At 38.5% G+C, this 20,417-nt stretch carries 24 protein-coding genes and 1 tRNA gene; 20 read left to right on the top strand and 5 right to left on the bottom strand.

The features are described from left to right. The first annotated feature begins 122 nt into the window (after positions 1-122). Positions 123-389, top strand: a complete 267-nt coding sequence (locus LACDD01_RS07425; protein WP_003133620.1) for a phosphocarrier protein HPr — start codon at positions 123-125, stop codon at positions 387-389. Next, positions 389-2,116, top strand: coding sequence for a phosphoenolpyruvate--protein phosphotransferase (ptsP, locus tag LACDD01_RS07420; protein WP_003133622.1), 1,728 nt, complete (start codon positions 389-391; stop codon positions 2,114-2,116). Before LACDD01_RS07425 ends, ptsP begins: the two co-directional genes overlap by 1 nt. Before the next feature lie 122 nt (positions 2,117-2,238). On the opposite strand, the gene LACDD01_RS07415 is transcribed toward ptsP, so the two are convergent. The 3 genes from LACDD01_RS07415 to LACDD01_RS07405 form a co-directional block, all read right to left on the bottom strand. After that, positions 2,239-2,538, bottom strand: a complete 300-nt coding sequence (locus LACDD01_RS07415) for a YbaB/EbfC family nucleoid-associated protein (protein WP_019291923.1) — start codon at positions 2,536-2,538, stop codon at positions 2,239-2,241. Between the two features lie 152 nt (positions 2,539-2,690). Then, a tRNA-Leu gene (locus tag LACDD01_RS07410) sits at positions 2,691-2,776 on the bottom strand. Positions 2,777-2,859: 83 nt separating this feature from the next. Next, positions 2,860-3,774 carry an alpha/beta hydrolase gene (locus LACDD01_RS07405; protein ID WP_061414023.1) on the bottom strand — a complete coding sequence of 305 codons (915 nt, stop codon included), beginning with the start codon at positions 3,772-3,774 and terminating at the stop codon, positions 2,860-2,862. Positions 3,775-4,163: 389 nt separating this feature from the next. Here LACDD01_RS07405 and rnpA point away from each other — a divergent pair, with 389 nt between their 5' ends. From rnpA to gatB, 13 genes are all read left to right on the top strand, one after another. Next, positions 4,164-4,532 carry a ribonuclease P protein component gene (rnpA, locus tag LACDD01_RS07400; protein WP_017368690.1) on the top strand — a complete coding sequence of 123 codons (369 nt, stop codon included), beginning with the start codon at positions 4,164-4,166 and terminating at the stop codon, positions 4,530-4,532. Then, the gene (locus LACDD01_RS07395; RefSeq protein WP_003133626.1) at positions 4,529-5,344 is read left to right on the top strand and encodes a YidC/Oxa1 family membrane protein insertase; all 816 of its coding nucleotides are present in this window, start codon (positions 4,529-4,531) and stop codon (positions 5,342-5,344) included. Before rnpA ends, LACDD01_RS07395 begins: the two co-directional genes overlap by 4 nt. Before the next feature lie 24 nt (positions 5,345-5,368). Beyond that, entirely contained in the window at positions 5,369-6,280 is a 912-nt protein-coding gene (gene jag, locus LACDD01_RS07390; RefSeq protein ID WP_019291920.1) for an RNA-binding cell elongation regulator Jag/EloR, read from the top strand. Positions 6,281-6,400: 120 nt separating this feature from the next. Next, positions 6,401-6,535 (top strand): 50S ribosomal protein L34, encoded by a 135-nt coding sequence (gene rpmH / locus LACDD01_RS07385; protein WP_003135255.1) that lies wholly within the window; start codon positions 6,401-6,403, stop codon positions 6,533-6,535. A 149-nt stretch (positions 6,536-6,684) separates the two neighbouring features. Beyond that, a complete protein-coding gene (locus tag LACDD01_RS07380; protein ID WP_061414021.1) occupies positions 6,685-7,596 on the top strand; it encodes an aldo/keto reductase in 912 nt (303 codons plus the stop codon). Positions 7,597-7,796: 200 nt separating this feature from the next. Further along, positions 7,797-8,063, top strand: coding sequence for an IreB family regulatory phosphoprotein (locus tag LACDD01_RS07375; RefSeq protein WP_003133629.1), 267 nt, complete (start codon positions 7,797-7,799; stop codon positions 8,061-8,063). Next, on the top strand, positions 8,063-8,491 hold the full coding sequence (ruvX, locus tag LACDD01_RS07370; RefSeq protein WP_003133630.1) for a Holliday junction resolvase RuvX: 429 nt from the start codon (positions 8,063-8,065) through the stop codon (positions 8,489-8,491). The genes LACDD01_RS07375 and ruvX overlap by 1 nt, the downstream gene beginning before the upstream one ends. 14 nt (positions 8,492-8,505) lie before the next feature. Continuing rightward, positions 8,506-8,829 carry a DUF1292 domain-containing protein gene (locus tag LACDD01_RS07365; RefSeq protein ID WP_003133632.1) on the top strand — a complete coding sequence of 108 codons (324 nt, stop codon included), beginning with the start codon at positions 8,506-8,508 and terminating at the stop codon, positions 8,827-8,829. Between the two features lie 139 nt (positions 8,830-8,968). Then, the gene (locus LACDD01_RS07360) at positions 8,969-10,576 is read left to right on the top strand and encodes a hypothetical protein (protein WP_019293819.1); all 1,608 of its coding nucleotides are present in this window, start codon (positions 8,969-8,971) and stop codon (positions 10,574-10,576) included. A gap of 136 nt (positions 10,577-10,712) precedes the next feature. Then, positions 10,713-11,504, top strand: a complete 792-nt coding sequence (gene codY / locus LACDD01_RS07355; protein ID WP_003133634.1) for a GTP-sensing pleiotropic transcriptional regulator CodY — start codon at positions 10,713-10,715, stop codon at positions 11,502-11,504. A 145-nt stretch (positions 11,505-11,649) separates the two neighbouring features. Continuing rightward, positions 11,650-11,955 carry an Asp-tRNA(Asn)/Glu-tRNA(Gln) amidotransferase subunit GatC gene (gene gatC / locus LACDD01_RS07350; RefSeq protein WP_017368695.1) on the top strand — a complete coding sequence of 102 codons (306 nt, stop codon included), beginning with the start codon at positions 11,650-11,652 and terminating at the stop codon, positions 11,953-11,955. Then, the gene (gene gatA / locus LACDD01_RS07345; RefSeq protein WP_061414020.1) at positions 11,955-13,427 is read left to right on the top strand and encodes an Asp-tRNA(Asn)/Glu-tRNA(Gln) amidotransferase subunit GatA; all 1,473 of its coding nucleotides are present in this window, start codon (positions 11,955-11,957) and stop codon (positions 13,425-13,427) included. Before gatC ends, gatA begins: the two co-directional genes overlap by 1 nt. Position 13,428: 1 nt before the next feature. Next, a complete protein-coding gene (gatB, locus tag LACDD01_RS07340; RefSeq protein WP_019336035.1) occupies positions 13,429-14,862 on the top strand; it encodes an Asp-tRNA(Asn)/Glu-tRNA(Gln) amidotransferase subunit GatB in 1,434 nt (477 codons plus the stop codon). A gap of 14 nt (positions 14,863-14,876) precedes the next feature. On the opposite strand, the gene LACDD01_RS07335 is transcribed toward gatB, so the two are convergent. Both LACDD01_RS07335 and LACDD01_RS07330 read right to left on the bottom strand, forming a co-directional pair. Continuing rightward, on the bottom strand, positions 14,877-16,232 hold the full coding sequence (locus tag LACDD01_RS07335; protein WP_061414018.1) for an MATE family efflux transporter: 1,356 nt from the start codon (positions 16,230-16,232) through the stop codon (positions 14,877-14,879). Positions 16,233-16,358: 126 nt separating this feature from the next. Next, the gene (locus LACDD01_RS07330) at positions 16,359-16,556 is read right to left on the bottom strand and encodes a cold-shock protein (protein WP_003133641.1); all 198 of its coding nucleotides are present in this window, start codon (positions 16,554-16,556) and stop codon (positions 16,359-16,361) included. A gap of 111 nt (positions 16,557-16,667) precedes the next feature. Between LACDD01_RS07330 and LACDD01_RS07325 the strand changes: the two genes are divergently transcribed. The 5 genes from LACDD01_RS07325 to LACDD01_RS07305 all read left to right on the top strand — a co-directional run bounded on the left by LACDD01_RS07325 (position 16,668) and on the right by LACDD01_RS07305 (position 20,389). Continuing rightward, positions 16,668-17,186 (top strand): 5-formyltetrahydrofolate cyclo-ligase, encoded by a 519-nt coding sequence (locus tag LACDD01_RS07325; protein ID WP_061414015.1) that lies wholly within the window; start codon positions 16,668-16,670, stop codon positions 17,184-17,186. Beyond that, positions 17,176-17,868, top strand: coding sequence for a rhomboid family intramembrane serine protease (locus tag LACDD01_RS07320; RefSeq protein WP_061414013.1), 693 nt, complete (start codon positions 17,176-17,178; stop codon positions 17,866-17,868). The genes LACDD01_RS07325 and LACDD01_RS07320 overlap by 11 nt, the downstream gene beginning before the upstream one ends. 31 nt (positions 17,869-17,899) lie before the next feature. Continuing rightward, the gene (locus tag LACDD01_RS07315) at positions 17,900-18,352 is read left to right on the top strand and encodes a dUTP diphosphatase (protein ID WP_061414012.1); all 453 of its coding nucleotides are present in this window, start codon (positions 17,900-17,902) and stop codon (positions 18,350-18,352) included. 89 nt (positions 18,353-18,441) lie between these two features. After that, positions 18,442-19,803, top strand: a complete 1,362-nt coding sequence (locus tag LACDD01_RS07310; protein ID WP_061414010.1) for a bifunctional metallophosphatase/5'-nucleotidase — start codon at positions 18,442-18,444, stop codon at positions 19,801-19,803. Further along, positions 19,787-20,389 (top strand): YutD family protein, encoded by a 603-nt coding sequence (locus LACDD01_RS07305; protein WP_019336031.1) that lies wholly within the window; start codon positions 19,787-19,789, stop codon positions 20,387-20,389. Before LACDD01_RS07310 ends, LACDD01_RS07305 begins: the two co-directional genes overlap by 17 nt. Positions 20,390-20,417: the final 28 nt, after the last annotated feature.

Below are 20,417 nucleotides of genomic sequence, written 5' to 3'. Positions count from 1 at the left end.
TGAAGATAATTTAATGAAAAAATGATTGCAAACCTTTTCACTTTGTAGTATAATTTTAAAGTATAGATATGCTGAACAAAAAGGCATTATCGAATAAAAATTGAAATAAGGAGATTCCAAAAATGGCATCTAAAGAATTCCACATCGTTGCAGAAACTGGTATCCACGCACGTCCAGCTACATTGCTCGTTCAAACAGCTTCTAAATTCACTTCAGAAATTAACCTTGAATACAAAGGTAAATCTGTAAACCTTAAATCAATCATGGGTGTTATGTCACTCGGAGTTGGTCAAGGCGCTGATGTAACTATCACTGCTGAAGGTGCTGATGCTGATGACGCATTGAGCACAATCGCTGAAACAATGGTTAAGGAAGGTCTTGCTGAATAATGACATCTATGCTTAAAGGTATCGCTGCATCATCTGGTGTAGCCGTAGCGAAGGCATACTTGCTTGTTCAACCTGATTTGTCATTTGAGACAGTGACTGTTGAGAATATCGAAAATGAAGAAGCTCGTCTTGATGCAGCTCTTGCTGCCGCTCAAAGCGAGCTTCAAATCATTAAAGATAAAGCAGTAGATAGCCTCGGAGAAGAAGCCGCAGCCGTATTTGACGCACACATGATGGTTCTTGCAGACCCAGATATGACCGCTCAAATCAAAGCTACTATTGAATCTAAAAAAGTTAATGCTGAAGCAGCCCTTAAAGAAATCACTGACATGTTCATTGCTATCTTTGAAGGTATGGAAGACAATGCTTACATGCAAGAGCGCGCTGCCGATATTAAAGACGTTACAAAACGTGTAATGGCAAACCTTCTTGGTGTTAAATTGCCAAGCCCAGCTTTGATTAACGAAGAAGTGATCATTGTTGCTGAAGACTTGACACCATCAGATACTGCACAGCTTGATAAGAAGTACGTTAAGGCCTTTGTTACAAACATTGGTGGACGTACATCTCACTCAGCAATCATGGCACGTACGCTTGAAATTCCTGCTGTATTGGGTACAAACAATATCACTGAACTTGTTTCTGAAGGTCAACTTATGGCTGTATCAGGTTTAACAGGTGAAGTTGTTCTTGATCCAACTCCAGAGCAACAAAGCGAATTCCATGCAGCTGGTGAAGCGTATGCGGCACAAAAAGCTGAATGGGCTGCTCTTAAAGATGCTGAAACAGTAACAGCTGATGGTAAACACTTTGAGTTAGCTGCAAACATTGGTACGCCTAAAGATGTTGAAGGTGTTAACGACAATGGTGCGGAAGCTGTTGGTCTTTACCGTACAGAGTTCCTCTATATGGATGCTCAAGACTTCCCAACGGAAGAAGATCAATACGAAGCTTACAAAGCAGTACTTGAAGGCATGAATGGTAAACCAGTCGTTGTTCGTACAATGGACATCGGTGGTGACAAAACATTGCCATACTTCGACTTGCCAGAAGAAATGAATCCATTCTTGGGTTGGCGTGCTTTACGTATCTCACTTTCTAATAGTGGTGATGCAATGTTCCGCACACAACTTCGTGCACTTCTCCGTGCATCAGTTCACGGTACACTCCGTATCATGTTCCCAATGGTTGCATTGGTTACAGAATTCCGTGCTGCTAAGAAAATCTACGACGAAGAAAAAGCTAAATTGATCGCCGAAGGTGTTCCAGTAGCTGAAGGTATCGAAGTAGGTATCATGATCGAAATCCCAGCAGCAGCAATGTTGGCTGACCAATTTGCGAAGGAAGTTGATTTCTTCTCAATTGGTACTAACGATTTGATCCAATACACAATGGCTGCAGACCGTATGAATGAACAAGTTTCATACCTTTACCAACCTTACAACCCATCTATCCTTCGCCTTATCAACAATGTTGTTAAAGCTGCGCATGCAGAAGGCAAATGGGCTGGTATGTGTGGTGAAATGGCCGGTGATCAAACTGCTGTTCCACTTCTCATGGGTATCGGACTTGATGAATTCTCAATGTCAGCAACATCTGTTCTCCAAACACGTTCATTGATGAAACGTTTGGACTCAACTAAGATGGAAGAACTTTCAAACAAAGCTCTTACTGAATGTGCAACAATGGAAGAAGTTGTCGCACTCGTTGAAGAATATACAAAATAAGAAAAACGCGAAGAAATTCGCGCTTTTTTTGTATTTTAAGAATGATCAAAGTCCTTATTTTCGAATTTATTATTCTAATTAATAAGAAGAATAAAATAAAAAAGCCTTCAGAGGCTATTTTATTAGAAGGGGAGTCCTTTAGAGAACTTACCGAGTTTTTGTTCAGTAGTTTTTTCGATTTGAGTGAGAGCATCATTTACAGCATCTGCAACCAAATCTTGCAATGTTTCAGGATCTTCAGGGTCAATCACATCACTCTTGATTGTCAAGTTTGTTAATTTACGATCACCAGAAAATTCAGCGATTACTAAATCTTGTGCTGCTTTACCAAAAAAAGTAGTGTTGGCAATTTCTTCTTGTGAAGCTTGCATTTGTTTTTGCAATTTTTGTGCTTGCTTCATCATGTTTTGCATATTCATCATCGTGGTTTATTATCTCCTTGTTTCAAGACTTAAGTGCCTTGAGTATTGCAAATATATAGTTTCTTGATGTCATTATTATACCATTTTTGTGAATGATTTTGAAGCAGATGAGAAAACAAAAAAACGTCTAATTACTAGACGTTTAAATAATATGCGGAAGGCGGGACTTGAACCCGCACAGCCAAGATAGGCCACAGGATCCTTAATCCTGCGCGTCTGCCAATTCCGCCACTTCCGCGAATTGGTACTTTAATATAATACCATTTTAGGAAGGGGAATGCAAGAATAAACTGTAATAGGGTGTTTAGCACTGTAAAATAATCAATCGTTATAGTTTTTCAGAAATTTTTCAACAGATTGACGGTAAAGTTGAGGATTTGTCTCAAAGGCCTTGGCATGTGCAGCACCTTTAATCAAAAGCATTTCCTTTGGTGTTCCTGTCTTGACTGCTTGGTAGTTTTCCTTAAGCATTGACGTAGGCACATAAGTGTCTGAATCGCCGTGGATAAGGAGGATAGGGCGATTGTTTTGAGAGAGTGCTTGTGTCGCACTTGCTTCTTTTAAAAACCAACCTTGGCGCACTTTATTCATAGCGGATAAACTATAGACAAGGGGAAATGGCGGAATATTGTAGGTCGATTTGGCTTGATAGGTAATTTCCGACCAAACATCAGTATAGCCACAATCTTCGATAATACTGTTGACAGAGCTAGGTAATTCTGTCTCACTTGATGCCATCATAACAGTTGCAGCTCCCATAGAAAGTCCAAATAAAGTAATACGACTTTCAGGGTTTTCTTGTGTTAATTTTTTTGACCAGGCAATCACGTCTTTTTTATCGTAGTAACCATAAGTAATGAGCTGACCTTCTGAGGCTCCAGCAGCACGATTGTCAGGCATAAGCACATTATAGCCTAAATCATGGAAGAGTTGTCCATATTGGCGCATCGCTTCTTTATTTTGGCGAAAACCGTGGACAACAATAACTGTTTTATTTGTTTTATGTTCCGCTGGGATGTACCAAGCATTGAGCTTTAAGCCACCATTTTCCATGGTAAGTGTTTTTTTATTCAACTTATCAAATTGTGTGACGAGAGGATAATTTTTACTTGATGCTTGAACTTGGCCCACGGGAGCATCATTGCGGACATAGGCAACGGAGTAGAAATAATAAGTAATCCCCAAATCAACGAGCAGCAGTAGGCTTATGATACTAATTGTCCATAAAGCGAAAATTTTCTTTTACGTTTTTTCATCGCATTATTATACCAAATTTTTTAAGGAAAATAGGAATAATATTACCTAAGAGACATAACGTTCATACCAATAAATATGATTTCGTATGAAAAAACCTTCCCACAAGAGCCAACAAATGTGTGGGAAGGAAAAGGAGTAGTCGGGAATCAAAGGGGATTGATTCTTTGAGCCATTATGTTTAGGGAAGCGAAATGAAGATCACTTTATTGGCTCTTGGCTACATCTATCTTTTATTTACCTTTATTCTAACATGGTTTTGAGCTTATAAGTAATGATATGCAACAAGAATTAAAGCTAAAAAAGCGCTTTCTCGGAAAAAGGTGACTTTTCCTCTACTTTGTGTTAAAATAATGGAGATAATTTTTAGTATGGGAGAGAGTGGCTTGGCTATAAAAAAGACCTATCGTGTAAAACGCTCGAAAGACTTTGAACAAATATTTTTAGCGAAAAATAGCTTTGCCAATAAGAAATTTGTTGTATATAAACTCGATACTGAGCAACAGCATTTTCGTACAGGGATTTCAGTAAGTAAAAAGATTGGAAATGCGGTCACACGGAATCGTGTGAAGCGACTCATTAGACATGCAGTAGCAGAGTTTTCTTCTCATTTAGAAGATGAAGATTTTGTGGTTATTGCACGTCCAGGAGTCGAAAAACTCAGTTTTGATGAAGTAAGAAAAAATCTCAAGCATGTATTGAAATTGTCTAAAATTTATAAAGATGGAGAAAAGAATTGAAAAAGAAAATAACTTTGCTTTCGATGGCAAGTGCTTCTTTACTCTTATTGGCTGCCTGTGGACGTTCTGAGGTCACACAACATTCAACAAACTTTTGGGAACAGATAGTTTATGGATTTGCTCAGGTTATTCGTTTCTTGTCATTTGGTGGTATGACAGCTGTTGGTATTATTTTATTTACCTTGATTATTCGTGCGGCACTTTTGCCTTTGATGAATATTCAAATCAAGTCTAGCCAAAAAATGCAGGAAATTCAGCCTGAAATTAAAAAAATACAAGCGCAATATCCAGGTAAAGACGTGGATTCGCGTCGTAAAGTTCAAGAAGAAACACAAGAACTTTACGCTAAAAACAAGGTGAATCCTTATGCAGGATGTTTACCACTCTTAGTGCAAATGCCAATATTATGGGCGTTGTACCAAGCTTTGACACGTGTAGATTTCTTAAAGCACGGAACTTTCCTCTGGTTTAATATCGGAGATAAAGATCCAACATTTATCTTGCCAATTTTGGCAGCACTCTTTACATTTGCTAGCTCATGGTTGACAATGAAATCAGCCCCTGAGAAAAATGCAATGACAAGTACGATGACATTTGCTATGCCAGTGATGATTTTTGTTTTTGCGATCAATGTCGCAAGCGGTGTTGCTCTTTACTGGGTAGTATCAAATGGTTTCCAAGTCTTACAAACTTTGCTTATTGCCAACCCCTTCAAAATAATCGCAGCGCGTGAAGCTAAAGCCCAAGCGGAAAAGGATAAAGTAAAAGCACGTGAGAAGGCATTAAAGAAGGCTTTGAAAAATAAAAAGTAAATCAGGAGATAGGAGTTTTAAATCATGACTATTTTTACTGGGAGAACAGTTGAAGAAGCAATAGAACGCGGCTTATATCGTTTAGGTGTAAAGCGTGAGAATGTGCATATTCATGTAAAACAAAAAGAAAAACGTGGTTTTTTAGGATTTGGTAAAAAACGAGCCCTCGTAGACATAGAAGAAATCAAAGAAGAAACCATTCGTAAAGCGGATCGATTAGCAGAACGTGGTGTGGAAGATATCAACCTTGGTGTGCCTAAAGCACAGTCTGCTATGGAAGCAACGCTTGAGTTAAGCCAAATTGTTAAAGCTGTACGTGCAGCTGAAAAAGAACAAGAAGGTGAATTAACTCCAGAAGAACGTGAAGTTATAATTGAAGAAGTTAAAGCAGACATTGCTCAAAGCAAAGATCCGCTTCCAGAAGTCGAGGTTCCTGAGAAGGTAAAAGAAAAAGCTAAGGCTGTGCCGATGGAATTAACTGCTGAGGAAACAGAGTTTGCGGATAAAATTTCGACTTACTTAACAAACATTACCTCTGAAATGGGTATTGCGATCACTGTAAATGTAGCAAAAGAAGGAACTCTGATTGTTTTTAACTTAAATTCGAATCAAGATGCTTTACTCATTGGTAAACATGGGAAGATTTTGCAAAGTTTACAAACCTTGGCTAAAGCTTATGCTAACAGTATTTTAAGTACCCGTATAAATATTGCTGTCAATGTTGGCGATTATCATGAAAAGCGTAAAGCATATATTACCAGCTTGGCGCATCGTGCAGCAGAACGTGCTCGTTCTGGTGAAACTGTCTATATTAATGATTTACAGTCGAATGAACGCAAGATTGTGCATACAATTATTTCGAAAGAAGAAGGTGTTTCTAGCCATTCTGAAGGTAATGAATACAATCGTTATATCACCGTTACAAAAGAAATTTGACATTTGCGATGATTTGGTGTAGAATATTTTAGTATGCTTTAAGCACAGAAATGAAAGAAAGGAACACCGCAAGAACGGTGGAGCTACTTTCCCAAGTGAAGTAGCCCAGGGATTTAACAAATGAAACGTACTTACCAACCACATAAAAAACCTCGTAAGACTACTCACGGATTCCGTGCACGCATGGCAACTAAAAACGGACGTCGTGTACTTGCAGCTCGTCGTCGTAAAGGACGTGCTTCACTTACAGTTTAATTGTAAAAAAAGATTCTCACCCTCGGGTGGGTTTTTTCTTTTGGAAACATGATTCATAAAAAGGAACAAAAATAACTCTTGGAAAAGTAAAGCGTTTACTTTTATTGTGATATAATGAATTTATTGTAAAAGAAGAGGAGTTTTTGTTAATGAAAAAAATTCAAATTGCCGATATGCAAGCTTCACAAATTATCTTAGGCTGTATGCGTATCATAGAACCAGGAAAGAATCCTGTCAAAGTTATTGAGACAGCTTATGAAAATGGTATTAACTTTTTTGATCACGCGGATATTTATGGTGCTGGACAGTGTGAAACGTTTTTTGCCGAGGCTTTGGCGCAAACCTCTATTCGACGGGAAGACATTTATCTCCAATCGAAATGCGCTATCCGTCCAAGGATTGCCTTTGATTTTTCAAAAGAACATATTATCCAGTCGGTAGAAGGCTCTTTACAACGGCTACAGACGGATTATCTCGATACCATGCTCTTGCACCGCCCTGATACGCTAATGGAGCCAGAAGAGGTCGCAGAGGCCTTCTACGAGCTCGAGAAATCTGGAAAGGTTCGCTATTTTGGAGTTTCCAATCAAAATCCGATGCAAGTGGAGTTACTTAAAACAGCAGTGAAGCAGCCGTTACTCTTTAATCAGCTTCAATTTGGCTTGAAGCATACTGAAATGATTGATGCAGGTCTCAATGTGAATATTCCTAATCAAGCCAGTCATATGCAAGATGGTTCAGTACTAGAGTATTCCCGGATAAATAAGATGACGATTCAAGCTTGGTCTCCTTTCCAACATGGATATTTTGATGGTCCTTTTGTTGGTAATGATAAATTCCCAGAATTAAACAAAAAGCTTGAAGAATATGCTGAAAAATACAATCTTACCCCTTCAGGGATTGCTATAGCATGGATTAACCGCCATCCAGCGCGTATGCAAACAATAATTGGTACGATGACGGAACGACGGATCGAGGAAGTAACAAATGCCAGTGATCTGGTTCTCAGCCGTGATGAGTGGTATGCCTTGTATATGGCAGCTGGAAATATTCTCCCTTAAGCCGGTAAATTTATAGTTTAGCATTGAGTGATAAATGGGTCTAGTAGAGTCGTCTAGAGGTCCATTTATTCTAGCTACTAGACGAAATAGATTGAATTAGTGTCAGAAATGATGTATAATTAAAGAGCATTATTAGAAAAAATTAATTAAAAGGATTTTTAAGCAGTTTGCTTGAACCTACCCCAAAGGAGGTACATATTATGAGTTTTACAGATGAAACAGTCCGCTTTGAATTTGATGATTCAAGTAAAAAAGAAATCGGCGAAACACTTGTAAATGTTTATCGTGCACTTGATGCTAAAGGTTACAATCCTATCAACCAAATGGTAGGTTATGTTTTGTCAGGAGATCCAGCTTATATTCCACGTCACGACGATGCACGTAACAAAATCCGTCGTTTTGACCGTGATGATATTGTTGAAGAACTGATTAAAGAATACTTAAAAGCACACGGTGTACAACTTTAATGTACAGTAGAATTTTAGGTTTGGATGTCGGTACAAAAACTGTTGGTGTAGCTGTGAGTGATTTATTGGGAATGACGGCTCAGCCTGTTGAAACAATAAAGATTGACAGTGAAGCTGGTGAATTTGGTTTTGAGCGCTTAGCAGAACTAATAACAGAATATAAACCTTCAAAAATTGTACTCGGTTTACCCAAACATATGAATAATGATGAAGGTATTCGTGCAGAGGCTTCAAGAAACTATGGTGAAAAAATTACTGAAACGTTTGATGTCGCTGTAGAATACCAAGATGAACGCTTGACGACAATGCAAGCAGAAAAAGTATTAATTGATGGCGGTGTCCGTCGCAAGGACCGTAAAAAATCAATTGATAAACTCGCCGCTGTCTTGATATTACAAAATTATCTTGATGCGCACAAATTATTTTAGAAGTAGGAAGTATTATGTCAGAACATACACATGACCATGACCACGAAGACCGTTTTATCACTCTGATTGATGATAACGGTAATGAAAGCCTTTTTGAAATCTTGATCACTATTGATGGCCAAGAAGAATTTGGTAAAAATTACGTCCTCGTTATGCCTGTTGACGGTGCAGAAGATGATAATGGTGAAGTTGAAATCCAAGCTTATTCATTTACTCAAAATGAAGATGGCACTGAAGGTGATTTACAACCTATCGCTGAAGATTCAGATGCTGAATGGGATATGATTGAAGAAGTTTTTAATAACTTTATGGAAAATCAAGACGACGAAGTTTATTGATAAATCAAGAGGCAAAGCCTCTTTTTTTATTGCATCAATATTGAAATATTATAAATTATTACATAAAATTTTTAGCAAAAATTGAGTACTTCGAAGAAATTTGTTATAATTTAGTGATTACTCTTTGAAGGAAAATTAAATGAAAAAAAGATATGGTTCACGTTCACTTAGGCATGAACATAAAAAACAATTAGAACAATCAGAAGAAATCGAAGAATTCGAGGAGCTTGAGGTCAATGAAGACCTTGATATTCCTGCGGAAGAGACTGGGTTTTATTCGCGTCGTCATAAATCAGAAGCGAGTTTTGTACCAACTCGAGAAAAAACACCACGGCTTATGCCAGCTGACTGGTTATTTATTGGGCTCGTGTCCTTGGTGCTTAGTCTAAGCTTCTATGCTTTCCCTATCTTCAATCTTCAACCTACAGGTGTACAGTCGCAATACCTCTATTCGGGAATGGCAATGCAGGCAGGATTGGTCCCTTACAATGATTTTTGGGGTGCTGGCGGAATTGTCTTTTACCTAATTAACTGGCTCGGTCATTTTGGTCAAACAACTTGGTTGCTTTACCTTTTCCAAATGCTAGCTTTATTTATGAGCGGTGTGCAAGTTTATCGTTTAATTTCACAACGTACACGTAGCCGTTTGGCAGCGCGAATTACCACAGGTTTCACCTTGGTTTCGGTTGCAGGATTGGCTCAAGGTGGTACAGCGCCAACCTTAATCGCCTTGCCTTTTGCATTATGGGCATTACAGTTCTTGGATCGTTATCTACGTCAAGATGCACGTGACGAAGCTTTTATCTTCTTTGGTATGAGCGGAGCTCTTGTGTTTGTCATATCACCAATCATGACCATATTATGGCTTCTTTCTTGTCTCGCTTTGCTTGTCTTTAATATTCAGAATAAAAGAATTGGGCGTGGTATTTATCAACTTTTAGCAATTTTATTTGGCTTATTGTTGGTAGGTTATACGGTTGCTTTTTACTCCTTAAATGCTCAAGTACTGTATACATCCATCGAACAATCCATTATCATTCCGCTTACGACACTAGGCTTTACAGATAATTTCTGGATGTCACTTCTGAAAGCTCTCGTTTTTCTTTTGGTGTTTGGTCTTGCGGCCAATTTCGTACATGGCGTACGTAATATTAAAAGTTCGGGTCAAACATTTATCTGGCAACTTTTACTCTTATTGGGTTCAATTCTTGTGTTAGGATTTGTTGTTTTTTCTCAAGTATTCGAAAGTTCAAACTTGCTTGCCATCTTGCCGTTACTTTTATTATTCGTCAGCGATACTATACAAGATGCGGTGGATCAACGTCAGAATATCCTACAAGATTATATGAAGGCCAAGCTTTTTGCGCCAATTTTAGCTCTGCTCTTTGTGATAGGAGCCCCTATCGTTACCCAAACGATGCATCAACAAGTTTTCTCAGAAGAACAACAAGTTGCGCAGTTTGTGAAAGCCGATACGACAAAAGAGGATAAAGTGCTGGCTATAGCATCGGATAAAAACATTAACTTGCGATCACAGCGTGTGGGTGGCATAGATGACTTCCCTCGCCATTATCCAGTGAGATTCCATCAGAACTTTGATTTGCTCTTTGCTAATGCAGGCAACAAGTATGTCGTAGTGCAAAGTGGACAGGATCTTTCAGATTCAGTAAAAGAAACACTTAAAGATTCTTACAAAAAAGTGGAAGTTGGTAATGTTAGTCAATTTTCTGTATATAAAAAGAAATAAGATATACATAATTGTATATCTTGTTTTATTATAATGAAAAAAGCGAATTTTCTGACTATTCCTGTTGTTTTTTGAATTTTTTTGTGTTATAATTCATTAAGAGTTTATTTAGAAAATAATATAATAGGAGAAAACCGTGGCTACTTTACTAGAAAAAACCCGCAAAATTACATCAGTTCTGCAAGATGGAGTAACTGATTTAAAGCAGGAGTTACCCTATGATAACATGACAGAGCGTTTAGCCAACGTTATTGACTGTAATGCTTGTATCATTGATACAAAAGGGAAACTTTTGGGCTATTCACTGCCATACGAAATTAACAACGATCGTGTTAATGAACTTTTCCATGTACAAAAACAATTGCCAGAAGATTATGCACGTGCGGCTATCCGTATCTACGACACTTTAGCAAATATCACAATTAACGAGCCTTTGTCAGTATTTCCTGCAGAACTTTTAGGTGAGTATCCTAATGGTTTGACAACATGTGCACCAATCTATGGTAGTGGTATGCGCTTGGGAACCTTCATCTTATGGCGTACAGACGGAAAATTCAGTGATGATGATCTTGTGCTTGCAGAGCTTGCAACAACAGTTATCGGTGTTCAACTTTCAAATCTTAAGCTTGAACAAATGGAAGAAAATATCCGTAAAGACACGATGGCTAACATGGCAGTCAATACACTTTCGTATTCAGAAATGAAGGCTGTGAAAGCAATTCTTGAAGAACTTGATGGTGAAGAAGGACATGTTATTGCTTCAGTCATTGCCGACAAGATTGGAATTACACGTTCAGTAATCGTTAATGCACTACGTAAGCTTGAATCTGCTGGTGTTATTGAAAGCCGTTCGTTGGGAATGAAAGGGACTTACCTCAAAGTTCTTAACCAAGGTTTATTTACAAAGCTTGAAGGTCGTAACTTCTAACCTTAAAAGTAATAAAAAAACTTCTCTTAGTGAGAGGTTTTTTACTTGTGGTAAAGGCAGTAGGCAGTAAAGCCTAGCTGTATCAGTTTTTAAAGATTTTTGCTATAATTGAGAATGAAAATCTTTAATAGTTAGGGAAAATAACATGAGCAAGATTACAAAAGAACAAGTGGAGCATGTGGCAACTTTGTCAAAGCTTAAATTTGAGAAAAATGAACTTGATGCTGTGACGGATAAACTCGATAAAATTATCGAAATGGTGGAGCAGTTAGAGGAAGTCAATACGGAAAATGTAGAATTTACGATGAGTGTTGCGGATAACTTAAACCGCATGCGTGAAGATATTGCTGTACCGGGTGATGACCGTGATGAATTAATGCGTAATGTACCAACGAAGCAAGATGGCTTTATTAAGGTTCCCGCAATGTTGGCTGATGGAGGAGATGCATAATGTCATTGAATAATAAAACAATTAAAGAGTTGCATGACCTCTTGGTGAAAAAGGAAATCTCTGCTGTTGACTTGACACAGGCGACATTGGATGATGTGCATGCACGTGAAGCAGCAATGGGCAGTTTTATTTCTGTATTAGATGAAGAAGCATTAGCGCAAGCAGCTGCTATTGATGCGCGTGGGATTGATGCAGCAAAACTTACAGACGGTATTCCCTTAGCAGTTAAAGACAATATTGTTACTAAAAATATTGAAACAACTGCAGCAAGTAAAATTCTTTCTGGTTTTATCCCACCTTATGATGCAACTGTCGTTGAAAAGCTTTATGACAATGGCATGGTTATTATTGGTAAAGCCAATATGGACGAATTCGCAATGGGGGGCTCAGGGGAAACTTCTTCTGTTAAGCCAACATACAATGCGTGGGATCAAACAAAAGTACCTGGTGGATCATCTTCAGGTTCAGCTAGTGCTGTTGCGAGTGGACAAGTACGCTTGTCATTAGGATCCGATACAGGTGGTTCGATTCGTCAACCAGCTTCGTTCAGTGGTATTGTGGGTCTGAAACCAACTTACGGACGTGTTTCTCGTTATGGTTTAATTGCTTTTTCTAGTTCACTTGATCAAATTGGTCCCTTTTCAGCTACTGTTGAAGAGAATGCACAACTTTTAAATGTTATCTCAGGTAGTGATGCTAAAGATGCTACAAGTTCAGAAGTAGCTGTGCCAGATTTTGGTTCAAAAATAGGTCAAGATATTAAAGGAATGAAGATTGCTTTGCCTAAAGAATACTTTGGTGAAGGCATTGATCCAACAGTCAAAGAGCAAATTATGGCGGCAGCGAAACACTTAGAATCTTTAGGTGCTATTGTTGAAGAAGTGAGCTTGCCACATAGCAAGTATGGGGTAGCTGTTTACTACATCATCGCTTCTTCAGAAGCGAGCTCAAATCTCCAACGTTTCGATGGTATTCGTTATGGTTATCGTGCACAGGATATCGAAAACCTTGAAGATGTCTATGTGAAATCACGTTCAGAAGGCTTTGGCGATGAGGTCAAGCGTCGTATTATGCTAGGTACATTTAGTCTTTCTGCAGGGGCCTATGATAAGCACTTTAAAAAGGCTGGTCAAGTGCGTACAATGATTATCGAAGACTTTAATAAAGTATTTGCGGATTATGATTTGATTCTTGGCCCAACAGCCCCAACGGTTGCTTTTGGCTTTGATGAAAAATCAAAAGACCCTGTTCAAATGTATCTTTCAGATATCTTAACAATTCCAGTCAACCTTGCTGGATTACCAGGAATTTCGATCCCGGCGGGTTATGTTGAAGGTCTACCTGTTGGGATGCAATTGATTGGTAAACGCTATGATGAGGAAACAATTTATCAAGTCGCAGCAGCGTTTGAAGCAACAACGGATCATCATAAGAAAAAACCAATTATCTTTACAGAAGGAGGGGCAAAATAAGATGAACTTTGAAACAGTCATTGGACTTGAAGTCCATGTTGAGTTAAATACAAACTCAAAAATTTACAGCCCAACTCCAGCTGAATTTGGCTCTGAACCAAATGTCAATACGAATGTTATTGACTGGGGAATGCCAGGTGTTTTGCCAACATTGAACAAAGGTGTTGTCGTTGCTGGGATGAAAGCTTCTCTTGCTATGAATATGTCGATTCAAAAGAGTATGCATTTTGATCGTAAAAATTATTTTTACCCTGATAATCCTAAAGCTTACCAAATTTCGCAGGCAGATGAACCTATTGGTTACAATGGTTCTATTGAAATTGAACTTGAAGATGGTACAAAATCGACTGTTCGTATTGAGCGTGCACATATTGAAGAAGATGCCGGTAAAAATACGCACGGAACAGATGGCTATTCTTATGTTGACTTGAACCGTCAAGGGGTACCATTGATTGAGATTGTTTCTGAGCCAGATATGCGAAGCGCTGATGAAGCTTATGCGTATTTGACCGCCTTACGTGAATTGATTCTCTATACAGGTATTTCTGATGTGAAGATGGAAGAAGGTTCCATGCGCTGTGATGCCAATATTTCATTGCGTCCTTATGGCCAAGAAGAGTTTGGTGTTAAAACAGAAGTGAAGAACATGAACTCTTTCAGTAATGTGAAGAAAGCCCTAGCCTTTGAAATTGATCGCCAAGCGAAAATTCTTCGTGCTGGTGGTGAAATTCGTCAAGAAACACGTCGTTTTGATGATAAAACAGGTGAAACAATCTTGATGCGTGTTAAAGAAGGTGCGTCTGATTATCGTTATTTCCCAGAACCAGATTTGCCACGTATTGAAATTTCCGAAGCTTGGATTAACGAAGTTCGTGCTGAACTTCCTGAGTTTGCAGCAGCACGCCGTGTACGTTATGTAGAGGAAATGGGGCTCAGTGAATACGATGCGCGCCAGTTGACAAGCTCAAAAGATGTTTCTGATTTCTTTGAAGCAGCTGTTAAATTAGGTGGTGATGCCAAATTGGTATCCAACTGGCTTCAAGGTGAAGTTGCTCAGTACTTGAACACAGCACATCTGGAACTTAAAGATATTCACTTAACTCCAGAAAATCTCACAGAAATGTTGCGTTTGATTGCAGATGGGACTATTTCATCGAAAATTGCGAAGAAAGTCTTCCTCGAATTAGCTAAAAACGGTGGTTCAGCAGAAGCTTTCGTTAAAAAGGCCGGCTTGGTTCAAATCTCTGACCCAGCTGTACTCTTGCCTATCATTCATGAAGTATTTGCTAAAAATGAACAATCTGTTGCTGACTATCGTGGCGGTAAGGAAAATGCAGCTAAGGCATTAGTTGGTCAGCTTATGAAAGCTACAAAAGGACAAGCCAATCCAACAGTAGCGCAAAAACTGCTCTATCAAGAATTAGATAAAGACTAATATAAAAAAATCGTTCAATTTAGAACGATTTTTTCTTGTGCATTTTCGCGGTTAAAACGACGCACCATTCGGATGGTTGTGGGAATCAGAATAGCGGTTGACCCCAACCAAGCAGCTGGATTGGATGAAATAATCACGGTGTAATTTAAGAGGTTAACTCCGATGATGGCCACTGCGGCACGCATGACCAGTTCTGCCACGCCACAAATTGTTGGAATGCGCGCATTGCCCAAACCCTGTAATGTTGAGCGCGTAACGAAGAGGATAGCAAGTAGCCAGTAGAAACCACCATTCACAATATAGTAATGTCTAGCCATATCAATAACAGCTGTTTGGCTTGGTGAGATAAAAGCCGTCGTGAAGTAATAGTTCAAGCTTACCAAAAGAATGGCAAAGCCAATCGCCCAGGAAACAGCTATGAGGAGAGATTGGAAAAGCCCTTGATTTATTCGGCGGTATTGTTTTGCACCATAGTTTTGGGCTCCAAAGGTAGCCATAGCAAGTCCGATCGACATCATTGGCAACATCGCGATTTGGTCAATCTTAGATACAATAGCTTGAGTGGCGACAGCGTTTGTTCCCATAGTGTTAAGTGCTACTTGAAGTGTAATAGAACCAATAGCGATAATACTAGATTGAAATCCCATGGGAATACTCAGTCGTGCATGTGTACGTATTTCTTGGGTATCGTAAACAAGGAGTTTTCGATTAAGGTGTAACTCAGGCACTTTGCGTTTAATATGTAAAACCAGATAAAGCACAGAGATACATTGGGCCAAAATGGTGGCTGCACTTGCTCCCGCTAAGCCTAAATGGAGAACGAGGATTGCGAAATACTCAAAGCCGATATTTAAAATACTGGCGACGATAAGTGCATAGAGCGGTGTCTTGGAATCACCTAAGGCGCGGAGCGCGTTCGAATAATAAGCATATAGTGTGGTCGCTGTAAGTCCACCTAACATAATACTCAAAAAAGTGTGTGCACCTTCGTAAATCTCAGCTGGAGTCTGCATAAGTTGTAGTAATTGACCCACAAATAGGACAGACAAGACACTGAGCAAGAGGGAGATAGCTATCGTAAAATACAGCCCTGTCACAAAGGACTTTTTGACAGCATGTGCATCTTTGGCACCAAAGCGTTGCGCAGTAATAATCGTGAGCCCTGCGGTCATTCCCTGAGCAAAACCAACGATTAAAAAGTTGATGGATCCCGTAGCCCCCACTGATGCAAGCGCATTTTTTCCTAGCGTTTGACCAACAATCAGTGTGTCTGCAGTATTATAGAGCACTTGAAAAAAGTTTCCCAAGAGCAGGGGAAGTGTGAAGGTAATTAAACCTTTGAGAATGTTTCCTTTTGTTAAATCTTTCATAATATTCCTAAATTCTTTGCTTTATACATTGTAAACTTTTTATATCTATAAAACAATAGCATAACTGCTTTTATTGTGGTGTTTAAACAAAAAGAAAAAGCACCGTAAAGGTGCTTTAATTACCAATTATTTAGTAACGTTGATTGCTTGAGGTCCACGTGGGCCTTCTTCAAGATCAAAGCTAACTTTTTGGCCTTCATCAAGAGTTTTGAAGCCATCAGTTTGAATAGCTGAGAAGTGTACGAATACATCGTTGCCTTCTTCAGTTGTAATGAAGCCAAAACCTTTAGTAGCGTTAAACCATTTTACAGTTCCTTGTGCCATTTGAATACATCCTTTCTTTAGTTTGGTAAATCTTATCTTCGGAAAGCGTGTAACAAAAAGCATAAACGTTAACTTGAAAAAAACTTACAGCTTTATGATACCATATAAAGTATGGAAAAGAAAGCGCTAATTCGAAAAGAAATGATAAATTTACTGAAAAGTTTTGATTTTGCTGACAAAAGCCGTCAAAGTCAGAAAATTATTGCAGAGCTGCTTGCCTCAGAACAATGGAAAAACGCTAAAACCGTGGCGCTCTATATGCCGCAAGAGTTTGAATTTGATTTGCAACCCCTTTTTGAGCAGGCAGATAAACAAATAGTTTTACCAAAAACCTTGGCTAATCGCCACATGATTTTTGTAAAATACGACAAAAATGACTTAGAACGTACAAAATTTGGTATACTAGAACCTAAGTCGAAAAACGAAGTTGTGCCTGATTTGATTTTGGTCCCCGGCTTGGCTTGGAATAAAGAAGGTTATCGGATTGGTTTTGGTGCGGGATATTATGACCGTTATCTGGCAAGCTTTTCTGGACAGACAGTTAGTCTATGTTATGATTTTCAGCATAGAAATTTTCATCCAGAACCTCATGATATAAGCATAGGAGAAATATTTACTTATGAACATTGATATGATAAAAAAAGACTTTATGAAGCATAAAGCGACTTATATTTTATCACTTTTAACAACGATGGTTTGGCTTTATCAATTTTTACGTTATGGTTTAGCTGCAACCTCGGCAATTAACCTTTTTAATACTGGTGCATTATTTCCACCAGCCATTTTAGCTGATCCAACTCAATTGTGGCGCCTTGTGACACCAATTTTTATTCATATTGGATGGACTCACTTTCTTATGAATACTCTGACGCTCTTTTTTATCGGACGTCAGGTTGAAGCTGTATTTGGTAGCCTTAATTTCAGTTTGATCTACATTCTTTCAGGAATTTTTGGTAATGCAACAACCTTTATCTTTTCGCCCAATTCCTTATCTGCAGGAGCATCAACTTCGATTTTTGGTCTTTTTGCAGCTATTGCAGGAATTGGCTTCTTTACAGGCCATCCGATGCTAAAACAGATTGGTAAGACATTTACCATCTTGATTGCGATTAATCTTTTCTTCAATATGTTTAATCTTAGCTCGGTCAATATTTGGTCACATGTTGGAGGAGCAGTGGGCGGACTTCTTTTAGCTCCTGTTTTTCCACCTAAATATTTCAAGAATTCTGTACCAATGCAAAATCGGATTTTATCAGGAGTAACGGTTGTTGTCTTATTTATCGTTTTTCTGATTTTGCCCTTTATAAAATAAATAGATTAAAAATAACCAATAAGGAGTAATTATGAAAACACGTGGATTTGAAATAGTAAGTAAATACCAAAATGAAAACCTAGAATTACCAATACGTGCGACCAAGCATGCGGCAGGCTATGACTTATCAGTGGCTGAAAACATTACCATTGAACCTGGTGAAATTAAACTGATCTCAACAGGCCTTAAGGCATATATGCAAGCAGGAGAAGTTCTGTATCTGTTTGATCGCTCATCAAATCCGCGTAAAAAAGGTTTAGTGATGATTAACTCGGTAGGTGTCATTGACGGTGACTATTACAATAACCCAGGGAATGAGGGCGAGATATTTGCTCAAATGCAAAATATTACGGAATCAGAAGTGGTCTTGGAAAAAGGTGAGAGGATTGTCCAAGCGGTCTTTATGCCTTTCTTGGTTGCTGATGGGGATGCAGAAGTGACTAAATCTACACGAACTGGCGGCTTCGGATCAACAGGAAAATAGGAATGATGCCTTGTTTTTGATTTGCAGGCGTAAGTAAAAAAGTACAAAAACTACCGCTTTAGCGGTCTTTTTTGTGCTATAATGGTAAAATGAATTCATTGCGCATTATTCACTTGAACGATTTGCACTCGCATTTGGAAAGATTTCCAGTGATTGAGCGTTTTTTTGCGGAAAAAACAGTTGGACATCCAGATGTCTTGCGATTTGACTTAGGGGATAATGTTGACCGGGTACATCCTTTAACTGAGGCCACAGAAGGACAGATTAATGTTGCTCTGATGAATAAGCTGGACTTGACAGCAGCGACCCTCGGTAACAATGAAGGTTTAGGATTAACTCATGATATGCTAAGCCGTTTATACAATCAAGCCGACTTTGATATATTACTTTCAAATATCAGTAATATGCCTTTTGCTCAAGGTCCTAAATTTATAGAGAGCAGTTGGGGGATGCGTATTGGAATCATTGGCTTAACAGCTCCTTATCTAGCCTATTTACAAGCAGGTTGGGATATTGTTGATCCTTTAGTTTGCTTGGATCAGCTCTTGCCACTGGAATGTGATTTTACGATTCTTTTGAGTCATTTGGGTAAAACCGTTGATGAGAAAATCGCTAAAAATTACGATATTGATTTAATTATTGGAAGCCATACGCATCATCTTTTTGAACACGGAGCGGAATTACATGACACCTTACTTGCGGCTGCAGGAAGATACGGGGAGCATATCGGCGAAATCAATCTTACTTTTGATCAAAATAACAAAGTAATTGCTTCGGAAATTTCCACGATTGCTACCAACACGCTCAAAAAAGAAAAAGGTGATGCTTTACACATCAACTCGTGGGAGTTGAAAGGACGTAAAATGTTGCAAGGCAAGACTGTCGGAGAACTTCCCTATAGCCTGACCAATGTTTATCCTGATTATAATGCAAGTCATTTTATTGCAGAGTTACTTGCCCAATATGGCAAGGTGGGAGCCTGTGTTTTCAATACTGGGCTCTTGGTTACAGAAGCATTGCCAAACCAACTTACTTTAGATGATTTACACCAATTTTTGCCTCATTCCATGCGTTTAGTGCGGCTTACGCTGACTGGTAAGGTACTGAAAGAAGTTTTACGTGAAATGCTTGATGTATCTGCAATGCTGTCTGGGCAAAATATTCGAGGTATGGGTTTTCGAGGGAAGCAATTTGGTCGGCTTATTTTTCAGGGAATAAATTTCAACAGAGGTAAATTTTATTATAGAAATACGGTTGTGGTCGATGCTGAGTCTTATAGCATAATCGTTCCTGATCAGTATCTCTTTGCTTGGTATTTTCCTTTATTGAAAAAACAAGAGAAAGCCGAAATACTTTTTCCGTATTTTCTACGAGAAATAGTAGCAAATGAATTAAAAAACGAGAAAATGAACAAAAAGAGAAAGGGAGAGGAAAGTGCCAAAAGAAGTTGATGAATCAAAATTAAATTATAATCGTTTCCCTGGTGAGCGGGTAACTGCGACAGATGACATTGTAAAAGTAGGTGGTAAGACTTTTCATCTGGTTTACAATTATCGTGAAGGGTTTGATGCTGAAAAGCTGGAGCAGCGATTTAGCGATATTTTCGATAAGTATGATTACATCGTGGGAGATTGGGGCTTTGAACAGCTCCGTTTAAAAGGCTTTTTTTCAGTAAGTAGAAAAAAAATGCAATCTGAAAATAAGATTGACCGATTAGAAGATTATATCAATGAATATTGCAATTATGGCTGTGCCTACTTTGTTTTACGTCGTGTACGCTCACAAGATGAAGCTTACACATCCGAACGTGTTTTTGAAGACAAGCCACGTCAACCTAAATTTGAAAAACCACGACGTCGAAATAATCGCAATAAAAATCGAAGCTCTCAAGAAAAGCAAAAGAAAAATGAGAAAAAATCATTTGAAATTCGCGAGAAATCAGGTAAGAAGCCTGCTAAAATAAAACAAAATGAGAAAAATGAGAAAAATACAACCTCTAAATCTAATTTTGTAATACGCGAACGTGCAAAAAAATAAAATAGACAAATATCAAAAATGTGTCTAA

This window comes from Lactococcus sp. DD01, assembly GCF_001578715.1.
GTDB classification, from domain to species: Bacteria; Bacillota; Bacilli; order Lactobacillales; family Streptococcaceae; genus Lactococcus; species Lactococcus petauri.
Note: the sequence above shows the minus strand (reverse complement) of the source record. Positions and strands in the feature narration are given on the sequence as shown.